Origin of the sequence: Pedobacter steynii (assembly GCF_001721645.1) — a bacterium.
GTDB classification, from domain to species: Bacteria; Bacteroidota; Bacteroidia; order Sphingobacteriales; family Sphingobacteriaceae; genus Pedobacter; species Pedobacter steynii_A.
Genome location: NZ_CP017141.1, coordinates 4125854 through 4141751 on the forward strand (window position 1 = coordinate 4125854; position 15898 = coordinate 4141751).

Consider the following 15898-nt stretch of genomic DNA (forward strand, 5'->3'; position numbering starts at 1 on the left):
TAAAATTTACCAGTATAGAATATCCCTTCTTTTTAATGAATAACTATTTTTTAGTAAACCTAGAATAAGCAGTGACATGGAAAAATTTTTGTTAAAACCCAATGTAGTTATAGAACCGTTATTTGACAGATGGTACGCCTGGCCACATCTGATTTCTCCTGCAACAAGTGCAATGAACATTGTTGGAAGGCATTTGAAAATCATGAATTCCTATCTTCAATCTCCTAAAATGCACGAGGCAGCGGTCAAGAACCCAAAAATGCTGGGAGGGCCCTTTATGGATTTCCCTACAGAAAGAGTAGAGGATATTGCGCTGCTGAAAGCAAAAACCCTGGAAAAACAAAGTAAATCAATTCTGTTTGCAGAGGCGGTCCAGGAGTTGGACAGTATGCTGAAAACCAATGTTAGCGGAGGCTCTCTTGAACCATTGTATGAAAAAGTTCCTGAAATTCTCAAAGGATATGTTGAATTGGTTTATGATCTAAATAATAATCCTTCATTCCGTTTTTTTGAGCCACTGCTTTATCAAAGCGAGTTTTATAATAAATCATCTCAAAGTATTGCCCTGTGGTCAACTTCAAATGATGAACGGCCTTTCTGTTTGAGCACTCCGCGTCTTGATGAACCAGGTGTTCTGCACCTCGATATTCCGTTTGATCATCCCGGGATTGATCAGTTGAGTAAAATGAAAAGAGAACCAGGTTCCATTGATGAAATAGCTAAGGTGCTTGGGATAAATGATAAAGACAGGGAACTGTTCGATTCTTTTTTTACCACCGAACCCTGTCAACCTTACGAAAAGTATAAAGGTTCAAAGGCGCGAATGAGGTATTTTGGGCATGCATGTATCATGATAGAGACGGAAGATGTATGTGTCCTTACTGATCCGGTAATCAGTTATTATGGATACGAATCCAGCGTGGCCCATTTTTCTGATATTGATATTCCTGATGTGATCGATTATGTATTGATTACACACAACCATCAGGACCATATTTTATTTGAAACATTACTACCCCTACGTCATAAAATCAAAAATATAGTTGTTCCAAGAACTTCAAGTGGTGCATTACAGGATCCTAATCTTAAACTGATGTTTAAGAGTGCAGGATTTCATAATGTTATTGAAATAGATGAAATGGAAGAGATTCAGTTGAAAAATGTAAAGATTACCGGGCTTCCATTTACCGGGGAACATAGTGATTTAAATATTAAATCGAAAGCATGTTTTCATGTAGCGATAGACCAGTTTACTTTTCTATTTGTTGCTGATTCCAGAATTCTGGAAGCAAAAATTTATGAGCATATACAAGCAATAATAGGAGATGTAGATGTTATTTTTCTGGGAATGGAATGTGATGGTGCCCCACTATCATGGTTATATGGTCCATTGCTGACGGAGAAGATTTCAAGAGAAAATGATCAATCAAGAAGACTTTCCGGCTGCGATTGTGAAAGAGGAATGCATCTGATCGATATTTTCAATCCGAAAGAAGCTTACGTATATGCTATGGGGCAGGAACCCTGGCTGGAATTTATAAGCAGTATCAAATATACCGCTACCTCACATCCGATTGTTCAATCAGATATGCTGGTAGAATACTGTAAAAACAAAAATATCGTTGCGGAAAGATTATTTGGAGAGAAGGAACTATTTTATACTTATGATGAGCTTCAATTGAAAGAAAGCTATCAGTCAATTTAACATTGGCTTCCTATCGACCTACTATCCTGTTTTTTATATTATCAATTTAACTAAAATAACCATATGTGTGGTATTTGTGGCTTTTTAAAATATGATGCGCGTGCAGACGGTAATGACAAAGAGATTATAGAAAGAATGACTCATAAGCTCATTCATCGTGGTCCGGATGCTCAGGACACTTTGCTTTTTGAAAATGTAGTGTTTGGCTTTACGAGGTTAAGTATCATTGGTTTACAGGATGGGATGCAACCGTTGTACAATGAGGATGAATCTTTAGTGTTGATTTGCAATGGAGAGATTTTCAATTATATTGAACTCAAGGAGCAATTAGTCAAAAAAGGACACCATTTTAGAACAACTACTGACATCGAAGTAATTCTTCATTTGTATGAAGAAAAAGGTGCAGATTTTTTAAATGAACTCAATGGTCAGTTTGCCTTTGCCCTATATGACAGGAAAAGAAAACTCCTGTTCTGCGCCAGAGATCAAATGGGAATCATCCCCTTCTTCTATACCCGCGTCAATCATACTTTTATTTTTGGTTCAGAAATAAAGGCGATTCTGGAACATCCCGAAGTGGCACGTGAAATCGATACCGTGGGGCTGGATCAGGTATTCACGTTTGCCGGGCTCATAAGTCCGAGAACTATGTTTAAGAATATTCACAGCCTGGAAAACGGACATTATCTGATTCTTGATGATAACGGAAATTTAAAAGATGTTGAATATTGGGATTTGATCTATCCGGAAGGCGAAACCACATTTAATGGAAAAACAGAACATGATTATATCAGTGAACTGGAAGAGTTGTTTAATGAATCAGTTAAATTGAGGTTGAGGGCAGACGTTCCCAGTGGATTTTATTTAAGTGGTGGTCTGGATTCGTCTATGATTGCTATGAAGGTGAAGCAACAGGCTCCGGGGATCCTTAGGAAGGCTTTTTCAATTGATTTCGAAGATGCATTGTATTCTGAAGCAAAGTATCAAGACATTATTTCAAGGGAATGTGGATCTGTTCTGACAAAAAATATGTTTCCTTACAGTGATATCATTGAGCGGTTGAAGTTGTCAGTTTATCATAGTGAATGTCCGATTAAAGAAACTTATAATACGGCTTCTATGGCGCTATCAGAAAGTGTCAGGTCACATGACTTAAAAGTAATCTTATCAGGAGAAGGAGCCGATGAATTTTTTGCTGGTTACGTTGGGTACCGATTTGATAAGATGCGTTCAATGAACCTGATAGGAAATGAAAGTACTGCAGCAGAGAAGGTAGTCAGAAACAAACTTTGGGGAGACGAAGATTTTTTCTATGAGCGAAATTTTACAGATTTTGACCTATTGAAGAGAAACCTTTATTCAAAGGATTTAAACGACAGATACGATGAAACCAACTGTCTTAATTATCCGGTAGTAAATAAAGATCGCATTAAAAATAGAGATGTGCTCAACAAAAGAGCTTACATAGATTATAAATTAAGACTAGTAGACCATCTTGTTGGCGATCACGGAGACCGGATGGCTATGGCAAATTCCGTTGAGGTCAGATACCCTTTTCTGGATAAAAATCTGGTTGAATATTCGGCTAAAATTCCGTCGGAATTAAAACTTAACGACTTTACAGAAAAATACATTTTACGAAAAATAGGAGAAAGCATCCTTCCGAAAAGTATTATGGAAAGAGAAAAATTTCATTTTATTGCACCTGGGAGTCCCTATTTGTTACAACAGAACTCCGCATATATCAATGATCTTTTGTCTTATGACCTGATTAAAAGACAAGGATATTTTAATCCGGATGAAATTGAAAAACTTAAAGCCATATATAGCACCCCGGGCTTTGTTGTAAATGCCCCGTATGAAAGTGATTTGTTATCCACTGTCATCACTTTCGGAATGTTGCTGGAAACATTTATCTAAATCAGTTCAAGAACATACTACTTGATTTTCCAGCCTTAAAACAAAAACAACGCAGTTCAAGCGATTACACTTTAATAAAAGAACCATGATATTTCAGCATAAACTAATTGAAAGTCTCAACCGTGGAAAAGAAACTATAGCCATTGAGTATCAAGATAGAAAAGTATCTTATGCTCAATTAATAGCGGATGCCAACCGCATAACGAAGAGGTTACTTGATGATCAGATACCGCATGGTACCTATATCGGAATAATTTTAGATGACAAAGCGGATCTGATTAAAGCTATAATAGGAATTGCCAATGCAAGATGTGTGTTTGTTCCTATAGATCGTTCCTGGCCTGCTGGTAGGTTGGAAGCTATTAAGACAAATTTGAAGCTGAGCCACATCATTACTTCGGGATCTCTAGTGGAATCCAGGATTTCCGTATCAAATATATACCACCTGGAAGATTTGATAGGGGAATCTGTTCCTACGGAGACTTCTTCTCTTATTTATCCTGGTTTCGAAGAAGAAGATAGCCTGTATATTTATTTTACTTCTGGTTCAACCGGTATTCCTAAAGCTATTATTGGAAAAAATTCTAGTTTGACTCAGTTTTTGAACTGGGAAGCAGAAGAATTTGAAATTGATAATTCATTTAGAGTAAGTCAGCTGATCAGTCCATATTTTGATGCATTTTTAAGAGATGTTTTTCTACCCCTGTTTACTGGTGGAGTACTTTGTATACCTCCGGATCACGAAGATTTCTTTACTCCTGAAAGAATGTTCGACTGGTTAGAACAGTCGAACATTTCATTGATTCATTGTGTGCCGAGTGTTTTCAGATTAATAAAAGACCATAAAGGACTTAGGGAAGACAGTTTTAAACATTTGAAGTATATTCTTTTATCAGGTGAGAAGATCGTTCCCGATGAATTTAGAAACTGGTACCAGATCTTTAAGGATAGGATTCAGTTATGTAATTTATATGGCACTACGGAAACAACACTGATCAGGGCATTTTATAGAATTAAGCCTGCAGATGTTTCCAAGAACAGGATACCAATCGGTAAACCTATCGCTGATACGGAACTGTTGGTTACAAATAAGGACTTCAAACCATGTAATGTTTTAATATCAGGTGAATTGTACATTATTTCCGATTTCCTTAGTAAAGGATATCTTAATGCAGCAGAACTGACTGCCGAAAAATTCATTCTGATTCATTCTGGACCTTTCGAGGGAAGAATGGCATTTAGAACGGGGGATAAGGCTAAAATATTACCTGATGGCAATTATGAACTTCTTGGAAGAGAAGATCGTCAGGTAAAATTAAGAGGAATCAGGATTGAACTGGATGAAATTGAAAATGTATTGATACAATCAGCATTGGTAAAGAATGCCGTTGTCATTAAATGGACAAGGTCGAATGATACTGAAGGAAGTCAGGATATCGGAAACCAGGAATCGATTATTGCATTTGTTATTAAAGCGGAAAATCTAGCACATACTTCTTCTCTCGAGGACAAAATTCACAACTATCTAATGGCTATTTTACCGGCGTATATGATGCCTGCCGGTATTTTGTTGATGACTGAATTTCCGCTATTGGGGAATGGGAAAATTGATCATAAAAGACTAGCAGAAGCGTATGAATTAAGTCATGAATCAATATTGGTAGCTCCTGTCAACGATATAGAAAGAGCTCTGCTGATTATCTGGAGAGAGACTTTGGGTGTGTCGGAAATATCAACCGAGGATAATTTTCATAAAATAGGTGGGAACTCTTTAAGCATGATGAAATTAATCGCCAAAATATATGCCCGTTTTAAGGTGCGGTTTCCGCTGAGCGATCTTTTTAAAATGTTGACGATCACAAGTCAGGCTACTTATATTAAAAATGCGATCAGAAATGAGTTGTTTGAAATTAAAAAAGCACCGGAAAAGGAAACTTATTATTTGTCCTCAGCTCAGGAGCGGTTATATTTCCTTTATGAACTCCATAAGCAGAGTACAGCTTATAATTTACCTGTTGCATTTGAAATTACCGGTAAAGCAGATACAGATAAAATCCAACAGACTTTTATCGCTTTAATTGAAAGACATGAGATTTTAAGGACTAAATTTGTAACAGGCCTTGATACTGTTTATCAGGAAATTGCTCCGGGACTTGATTTTGAGTTGGAAAACATATCAGGCGAATCAATAGCCGAAGCCATTGATTCTTTTATAAGACCTTTTGACTTAAATAAGGGACCTTTGTTCAGAGCTGCCCAGCTGACAGCTGAGGGTAGAAATTTTCTTGTTTTCGATATTCATCATATCGCTTGTGACGGGCTTTCTCAAATTAATATCTTTTCTGATTTTCTAGACCTGTATGCGGATAAAGAACTTAAGCCATTGATTTTTAGGTATGTGGACTATAGCGAATGGGAGAAAAACTTCCGGGAAACTTCAGAATATAATTTGCAAAAAGGTTTTTGGACGGAGATGTTCAGCGGAAGAGTTCCCAAACTGGAGCTGCCCGTAAGTGCATCATTGCAAGAACGAAATGAAGAGTCGGGGGCTCAGGCAAATTTTGAAATAGAAAGCAGTCTGATATCGGATTTGGTTACAAAAACCGGAACAGACGGTATCACCGCTTTCTCCGCTTTACACTCCGTTTTCTTCTTGTTTATGACCCAGTTAACGGGGCAGGACGACCTGGTAGTTGGTACCATGTCTTCCGGAAGGTTACAACAGGGACTCGAACCATTAGTTGGCATGTTTTCAAGAACGCTTCCTGTAAGATATAAGGTGGATGCAAGGAAATCGTTTAATGATCTGGTAAAAGAAGTGAATCAGCTTTTGATTCAGATACAGAGTCATCAACTATATGATCTCGCGGATATTCTGATCGAAGTAAATAAGAATAATGGTGTTTCGGAAACGCAACTGTTTGATGTGATGTTTGTTTATCAAAACTATGATAAGAACAGATTAGGCCTGGAAAATACCAGTTTTTCTTATCATGAATTTGAGCATAAAGCGACCAAGTACCCTCTTTCTTTAGTTGTCAGCGAATCTGCCAGTGTGTTTAACTTTAGAATGGAGTATGCAACCCGGTACTTTTCTCCATCTGATATTGAACGGTTGATTGCAGAATTCCAAACATTGGTGATCACACTTTCTGAAAGGCCAGATACTGAATTAATTGATCTGATCAGTAATACTGAACAGTCTTCTGAATTTATAGAAGATGATATTTCATTTAATGTCTGAACATCTTCGTCTCTAATTAGTCAGCCTTAGTAGACCAACCTTATTCCAAATTTTAACTAAACATATAGCCCATGGTTGTTTGTCTCTATGATTAGCAATCGTGGTTCTATTAGAACCACTGAATAATATGTCTGATAAATCTAAATTGAATATTAAAGCAATTGAAGCCAATAGAAATATTGGTGCAAGATATTATTGGGAGGCCAGATTAGATGGTTTCGAATCCGAGTCTTATTTTAGCAATCCCGATCCGATCAGTAAACTAAATCATAGCGGACAGCATGAATGTTTGTTGTCGGTTCCTTTAAATGTTCTTGCAGAATTGGATAAGGTTGCTCCCTCAGCAAAGAGTAAGCACGTCGTGTTTCTTTCCATTTTAACTGTTTTAGGTTATAAGTTTTCAGGCAAAGATGATGTTTGCATTTTGACTCCTTTTTATAAGGCTGAGATTGCAGAAATGACGAATGAAGTTATTCCATTCAGGAGCAGCGATTTTTCTCAGCTTAAATTTCTGGAATTGCTTATTCATACAAAAAGCACACTTCTAAAAGATTTACATCAGGGCAATTACCCAATCGAGAAAATGTTCAGGCAGGGTTATGATCTACAGTCAGAACCTTCAATTGGATTGCTGGTTGAAGGTCTGCACACTGCCCAGGCATTTCAGGGATTAAATCCTGATCTCTTGTTTTCTTTCCATATCAGTGATCAGCTCCTGAAAATTAAATATAACAGTAAGCAGTATACGTTATCTTATATTGAATATATCGGAAATTGCTTTTTAAACCTTCTTTCTAAAGTACTTCTTAACATTCATATCCCTATCCGGGAGATCGAAGCGATCACTGAGGAAGAGAAAGAACAGATTTTGTACACCGCTAATGTTATAGAAAGCACTATTTCAAATCACACCACAGTGATTTCCTTATTCAGAAATCAGGCTCAACGTACTCCTCAGCATATCGCTTTTTCCGCTGGAGATCAAATTTGTACTTATCAGGAGCTAGATCAATGGTCTGATAAAATTGCAGGTTATCTTAACCAAAATTACGATATTAAGAAGGGAGATAGGGTCGGGTTATTTTTAGCACATGAAGCATGGTTGATTCCAGTGATTCTTGGTGTTTTAAAAGCCGGAGGGGTGTATGTACCAGTTGATCCGGCATATCCAATTCCTAAAATCAAGGCGATCACCAATGAAGCTGATCTAAAGTTAGTTATTGCCAGAGGAGGCGATGTAGCAGATTTATCAGACACCGTGATTCTGGACCTGGATATACATGAGCAGCTGATTCAGACATTTTCATTTGAAAATTCTTTAAGCATACCTGGAAGTGAGGATTTAGCTTACATTATTTTTACTTCGGGTTCCACAGGAAAGCCTAAGGGAGTGGTCATTCAGCATAGCTCTTTATTGAATTATATTTCCTGGGCGTCAGATTTTTACATTGGTAGTTCGAAGGCAACCTTTCCACTTTATACTTCAATTTCATTTGATCTAACAATTACTTCAATTTTTACTCCACTGATATCCGGTAATAAGATCATTGTTTACCAGGATGCAGGTCCTGAGTTGATCAATGCACTTTTTGTTGATGATGAAATCGATATTATTAAGTTAACGCCCTCGCATTTAAATATCGTCAGACATCTTGATCCTGTTTCGTGCGAGCATTCCAAAAAGAATAAGAAACTGATTGTTGGTGGTGAAGAATTATCCAGTCAGCTGGCTGCTGAAATTTATTTGCAGTTTGATAAACAGATCGATATTTATAATGAGTATGGACCTACTGAAGCCACAGTTGGTTGTATGATTTATAAATATGATCCATTGGATCAGTCATTTTCAGTCCCTATAGGTTATCCAATAAGAAATACGGCAGTCTATCTTCTGGATAGTAATTTTAATCATGTTCCTGCAGGAAGCATTGGAGAGCTTTACATTGCCGGAGAAGGACTGGCAGCAGGATATTTCCGTCAGGAAGAATTGAGCAACCAGAAATTTATTGATAACCCTTTTGTACCTGAGTTGAAAATGTATAAAACAGGCGATCTTGCTATTCGTGATCTTGCCAATAGAATCGTATTCAGAGGGAGAACTGATGAGCAATTCAAAATTCGTGGTTATCGTATTGAGCCGGCTGAGATTGAGCGTAGTTTATTGCAGTTTGAAGGTGTAAACCAGGCTTTGGTTACGGTGATGATGCGTGAGGGAGAGAAATATCTGGTTGCCTATTACACTGCTGAAAATGAAATTTTTTCTCTTAGGGAATACCTTCTTGGAATTCTGCCTGCTTATATGGTTCCATCTTATTATGTTTGGCTCTCTGTATTCCCATTAAGTGCAAATGGGAAAATAGATAAAAAACTTCTTCCTGAAGCTGGGCCGGACCAGAAACAAAATTTCCAGGAACCAAGAACAGCGGGAGAAAAGGAACTGGCTCAGATCTGGGCGGAAATACTTCACCTGGATGCTGAAAAAATCAGCGTGAACAGAAGCTTCTTTGAACTTGGTGGTCATTCTCTCAAAGCGGTAAATCTGATGAACAGAATCAGGAAACAGTTGGGAACTGAAGTGCCACTTAAAGAAATATTTAACTGTGACACTATCAGTAGTTTATCCGTGTATATCAATGATATTGCTATCCGTTCAACTCAGGCTGCGATACAGGTCTCAGCAAATCACAGCTTTTATCGCCTATCTTCTGCACAGCAGCGGTTATATTTTTTATACGAATTAGACAAAGATTCGTTGGCATATAATATGCCTCAACTGGTTAGAATCAGCGGAGGAGTTGATCGTGAAAAGCTGATTAATGTCTTCTGTACTTTAATTTCCCGTCATGAAAGTCTGCGGACTAGTTTTGTGCAGGTGGATGGGAGGGTATTTCAGACCATTGGGGATGGTTCCGATTTTCAGGTAGAAGAGTATACGGCTGTTGAGTCTGATCTGAATGAAGTAATCAATCAATTTATCCGCCCATTTGAGCTGGACAGTGCCCCTCTTATCCGTGTAGGGCTAGTTTCTGTTTCAAAAGACGAGGATGTGTTACTTGTGGACATGCATCATATTATTACTGATGGGGTTTCTCAAGACTTATTAATCCGCGATTTTATAAAACTATATAGAGGGGAAGAGCTGCCAGTACTTCGTCTGCAGTATAAGGATTATTCGGAATGGCAGCAAAGTGAAGAGGAAAAGGTCCATATCACTCAACAAAAAGATTTTTGGCTTGCAGAGTATGAGGAGTTGCCAGAAGTGCTTGACTTGCCGGTTGATTATGCAAGACCAAAACAAAGAAGCTATAAAGGGGACAGTTATACTTTTGAAATTAGTGCACAGACGACAAATGCATTGAGGGAATTGGCCAGTCGTGAAGGAGCTACCTTGTATATGGTACTTTTATCGGTTTACAATATTTTCCTTGGGCATTTATCCGGCAAGGAAGATATTGTGGTTGGAAGTCCTGTTGCTGGAAGACGTCATGCTGATTTGGAAGATATAATTGGAATGTTCGTGAATACACTGGCTTTGCGTAATTATCCTAAAGGCGGATTAAATTTCAGGGAATTTCTAGGTGATTTACGTTCAGGGACACTCTCTTGTCTTGATCATCAGGATTTTCAATATGAGGAATTAGTGGAAGAATTAAAACTGACACGTGAGATGAATCGTAATCCTCTTTTTGACGTAATATTTTCTTATGAAAATTTCAGTACTGAAGTGCTGGATATTTCCGGTCTAACAATGACTCCGTATAATCATCAGGAAAGGAGTTCAAAATTTGATCTGACTTTGGCGGTAAGAGAGGGGTTAGAAAGTTTATCATTTGCTTTTAATTATTCTACCGATCTGTTTACCACGGAACGCATCGTTCGATTTGGTGTTTATCTGGAACACATCATCGAAATGATATTGGAGAATCCGGATATTCGGTTGAGTGATATTAAATTATCAGGAGAAGATGAGGAGGCCTTTTTACTGGCATTAGGTCAGGGTGCAGTAAGGTCGTACAGTGAAGATCAAACTGTGGTTCATCTTTTTGCCGAGCAGGTGGTGAGCAGGCCTGACGCTATTGCACTGACTTTTAACGATCATCATATCAGCTATGTGGAATTGCATAAAAAGTCGGATTATATTGCAAATCTGTTAAAGGAACAAGGCGTCAAAAAAGGGACACTGGTTCCGGTATTTACGGAACGTTCGTCAGCGCTGATTATTGGTATTTTAGGAATACTGAAGGCTGGAGGAGCCTATGTGCCGATTGATCCGGAATATCCTGAAAGCCGGGTTACTTTTATGCTTAATGACCTAAATGCGAAAGTTATTTTAGCCGGGGCGACCTTCAAATCAGAAGAAGACCTCATCGTGTTGGATCTGAATAAACTTCTTGAAAATTATGCGCCAAGCTCTGATTCTTTTTTAAGGGAATCCGTTGGGGGAGGAGACGTCGCTTATATAAATTACACTTCTGGCAGTACCGGTTATCCAAAGGGGGTTATGGTACCGCATAGGGCAATTCTAAGGCTCCTGGACTTGGAAAACATCATTTTTAGCAGAGATACCGTAACGCTCCAGCTATCCTCTGCGTCATTTGATGCCGCAACATTTGAAATATGGCCGGCACTCTTAAGTGGAGGCCGTATCGTAATTTACTCTGAAAAGCATGTTGATGTAAAGAAAATCAACCAACTGATCAGCAAACAGCAAATTAACACTTTATGGTTAACCTCTGGACTGCTTGATCAATGGGTAGATAGTAATATTGAAGATTTGCCGTTAAAATATTTATTATCTGGAGGAGATGTAGTACATGCTTCATCGGTGGTTAAAGTTTATGCTGCATTACCTGGTGTGACGGTCTATAACGGATATGGTCCGACAGAAAACACCACTTTCACCTGTTGCCATAAGATACCCCGTGACATAAGGGGAGATCAGCATATACCAATAGGTCGGCCAGTGTCTGGAACAAGCGTATACATTTTGAATAAGTATCAGCGGTTAAGTCCTTATGGTACTGTCGGAGAACTTTGTATCTCAGGAATTGGTTTATCTCATGGATATATTAACAATCAGGTATTAACCGATGAGAAATTTATACTAAACCCATACCTGGATGGCGCTTTAATGTATAGGACAGGAGATCTGGCTCGCTGGTCAGCGAATGGCTTTATCGAATTTTTAGGAAGAACGGATGATCAGGTTAAGATTCGAGGATATAGGATAGAACCCAGGGAGATTGAAAAGAACTTGCTGCAATTAGGTGGAGTAAAGCAAGTATTAGTGGTATTAAAGGAGGGCGAGGCTGATAAGTATCTTGTCGCTTATTATGTTGCTGAGGTAGAAATAGAAGATGCCTCAATCCGAAAATTTCTACTGGAAATTCTTCCTGATTATATGATTCCCACTGGTTTTGTTTATCTGGACAGCTTTCCTTTAACCGTAAACGGAAAGATAGACCGGAGATCTCTGCCTGAAGTCGTGTTTTCTAAGGGGAAATATGAGGGGCCGGTTACGACTACCGAGCAGCAATTGATGAAAATCTGGTCAGAAGTATTACCTCTGAATATAGAGGAAATAGATATTCGCAGTAGTTTTTTCGATTTGGGCGGCCATTCTTTGAAAGCAGTAAGTGTGGTCAATCAGATCTGGAAAGAAATGGAAGTAGAGGTCCCACTTTCCGCAATTTTCGGTTATCAAGATATTCGAAGTCTTTGTGCTTATATTAATGATTCCGCCAGACATTCAGGGTATACTGAGATCTCGGCTTCAACAAGGCATTCTTTTTATCATTTATCTTCTGCCCAGCAACGGTTGTATTTTTTACATGAACTTGATAAACATTCCATTGCTTACAATATGCCTCATCTCATCAGGATCAGTGGAAAAACTGACCGGACAAAGGTCAGCGCTACTTTCGCGCTGCTTATCGCCAGGCATGAGAGCTTACGTACCAATTTCATATGGAAAGATGGGGAAGCATTTCAGGTAATCGGAGACGGTTCAAATTTTTCAATGGAAGAGTATAATGCCATCGAATCTGAATTGAACGGAATAATAAATAGATTCATTCGTCCCTTTGATCTTAGTGAGGGGTCCCTAATTCGTGCCGGATTGGTTTCTATTTCTGAAGGAGAAGAATTGCTGATGATTGATATGCACCATATCATTAACGACGGGATTTCTCAGGATATTCTGATCCGAGATTTTATGAAATTATATAAGGATGAAAAACTACCCTCATTACGCTTACAGTACAAAGATTATTCGGAATGGCAGTTGAGTGATAAGGAACGGTTACGGATAAGTCAACAGAAAAAGTTCTGGCTGGAGGAATATCAGGATTTACCTGAGGTGATGGATTTACCTTCAGATTTTGTGCGACCTAAAAAGCGAAACCATCAAGGTGGCGTTTATGCATTTGAATTGAACGAACAAACAACCCAGGATCTACGTGATTTAGGAGCAGAAGAAGGTGCAACATTATTTATGGTATTATTATCGGCATTCAATGTTTTGCTTGGTCGTTTGGGAAACAGGGAAGATATCGTGGTTGGAAGTCCTGTAGCCGGGAGGCGTCATGCTGATCTTGAAGGTCTGATCGGGATGTTCGTTAATACATTAGCATTGCGGAACTCCCCAGCAGGAAGTTTAAGTTTTAGAGAATTCCTAAGAAATCTGCGTTCTCGTACTTTATCTTGCTTTGAACATCAGGATTTTCAATATGAGGATCTTGTAGAAGAGCTAAAGTTAACACGTGATGTTAGCCGTAACCCTTTGTTTGAAGTCATGTTTTCTTATGGAAATTTTGATAATGAAAGATTGGAGATTCCTGGTTTAACACTTAGTGCTTATAATTATAAGGAACACAGCTCAAAGTTTGATCTTTCACTGTCGGTTGTGGAAACTCCGGAACGCCTATACCTAAGCTTCGATTACGCTACCGATTTATTTACAGCAGAACGTATCGGCAGTTTTGCAGAATATCTGCTGCAAATTATTAATACAGTAATTTCCAATCCGGATATCCTGCTTGGAGATATTAGTCTGCTTGGAGAAAAAGAACAGCAGTATTTAACCATGCTTGGTCAGGGAACTAGTAAAGTTTATTCCGAAAAAAGAACAATTATAGATCTTTTTGCTGAGCAGGTAAAAATGGTGCCAGATGCAGTCGCTGTTGTTTTTAAAGAAAAGCAGCTGAGTTATCGTGAACTCGATGAAAAAGCAAATGCCTTATCTGAATTAATAAAAAATTCAGGAGTTAAGTCAGGTGAGCGTATTGGTGTATTGATCGATCACTCTCTAGAATTATTGATATCGTTTCTGGCAATCATGAAAAGTGCTTGTACATTTGTCCCGATTGATGTACACTGGCCTCTATCACGTCAGAATCAAAGTATTGCTTTGACAACTGCTGCAATGGTACTGTGTCAGGATGATATTGAAGGTCTTGAAGCGCCACTCAGTTTAAAAGTAAGGCATGAGGAACTTCTAAATACATCCGGTACAAAGAGAGTCATACTAAGTATGGAGGATCCGATGTATATCATTTTTACTTCGGGATCCACAGGAATACCTAAAGGAGTCGAGGTGCCTTACAAAGGAATCATGAACAGACTGTTCTGGATGAATGATTTTTTTGGTCATAGTACTGCCACATCCGTTCTTCAAACCACCAGATATGTTTATGACAGCATGGTCTGGCAGCTATTCTGGCCATTGATTAATGGTGGAAAGACGATAATACTGCCCCCACACTTCGAGATGAGTTGCGAAAACATTTGTAAGCTGATTAGGTTACATGACATCAAACTAGTAGATTTTGCGCCTTCGGTGTTTAATACCGTATTTGAATATTCTAAGAATCCCGAGTATGAAATCAGTTCTCAATTGGCTTCGTTAAGGTATATAATTCAGGGAGGAGAGGAGATCTCTGTCAAGTTTACACATCAATTTCTTCTTGATTATCCGTCGATATCAATTGTAAATTTATATGGACCAACAGAAGCAAGTATTGGTTGTATTTATCATTTGGTTAATCCGGATGGAATGGGGAAAATACCTATTGGTAAACCCATAAATAATGTTCGGGTTCGGATAACAGACCGGTATGGAAATTTAGTTCCCCAAGGAGTGAGTGGCGAAATCCGTCTTTCGGGAGTCTGTCTAGCTACAGGATATTTCAACAATAAGAAACAGACTGAAGAAAGGTTTGTGAATACCTCCGAGAAGGGTTTAAGGGAATACCTCACTGGAGATCTTGCCAGACAGGATAAAGATGGTAATATAGAATTCCTGGGCAGGATAGATGATCAGGTCAAAATCCGGGGCCATCGTATTGAACCGGGAGAAATTGCCGGCCGATTGCTGGAATTGTCAGCGATAAGAGAAGCAATTATACAGGTCAAGGAGAATGAGGGAGACAAATACCTCGTCGCTTTTTATGTAGCTGAAACGGCTATTCCCATACAAATTTTACAGACTTATCTTCATGAGCTTTTACCGGCCTATATGGTTCCTTCCTATTATGTCCACTTAACAGAGTTTCCATTAACTGCGAATGGTAAAGTAAATAGGAAAGCACTCCCGGAGCCAAAGCTGATTAATGATGATGAAATTAACATCAAAGCGGTTGATCAAACCGAAAAAGATCTCGTAAAGATATGGGCTGAGGTATTGAAGACGAGAGAAGAAAATATCGGAGTGAACAGGAACTTTTTTGATTTAGGTGGAAATTCTCTCAAACTGATTGGCTTAGTTGGGAAGATAAATCAGCATTTTAATGCCAGTTTATCGGTGGCTAGTTTATTCGAATTATCAACGATCCGTCTGCAGGCTGGGCGCATCCATCAGGTTAAGGAAATAGATCAGGATGCTGAAGAGGAAAATCTTTCAGCTTCGGAACTGGAAAGTATGGTAAGTCTTTTCAATACGGACGAAGGGGATTAGTTAAACTAACCCGTAATAATTTAATGTATCCCATCTAACAATCGGGATATTTCAAGAGCTGAATTAATAAAAATTT

Annotated in this window: 4 protein-coding genes; all 4 read left to right on the top strand. The window is 38.5% G+C overall.

Annotated features, from left to right (window positions below):
- Window positions 1-76 precede the first annotated feature (76 nt).
- The gene (locus BFS30_RS17170) at window positions 77-1705 is read left to right on the top strand and encodes an MBL fold metallo-hydrolase (protein WP_069380417.1); all 1629 of its coding nucleotides are present in this window, start codon (window positions 77-79) and stop codon (window positions 1703-1705) included.
- A 63-nt stretch (window positions 1706-1768) separates the two neighbouring features.
- Complete coding sequence (gene asnB, locus BFS30_RS17175) at window positions 1769-3625, top strand: asparagine synthase (glutamine-hydrolyzing) (protein WP_069380418.1); 1857 nt, start codon at window positions 1769-1771, stop codon at window positions 3623-3625.
- 85 nt (window positions 3626-3710) lie between these two features.
- Complete coding sequence (locus BFS30_RS17180; RefSeq protein ID WP_069380419.1) at window positions 3711-6869, top strand: non-ribosomal peptide synthetase; 3159 nt, start codon at window positions 3711-3713, stop codon at window positions 6867-6869.
- Window positions 6870-6996: 127 nt separating this feature from the next.
- Complete coding sequence (locus BFS30_RS17185; RefSeq protein WP_069380420.1) at window positions 6997-15822, top strand: non-ribosomal peptide synthetase; 8826 nt, start codon at window positions 6997-6999, stop codon at window positions 15820-15822.
- Window positions 15823-15898: the final 76 nt, after the last annotated feature.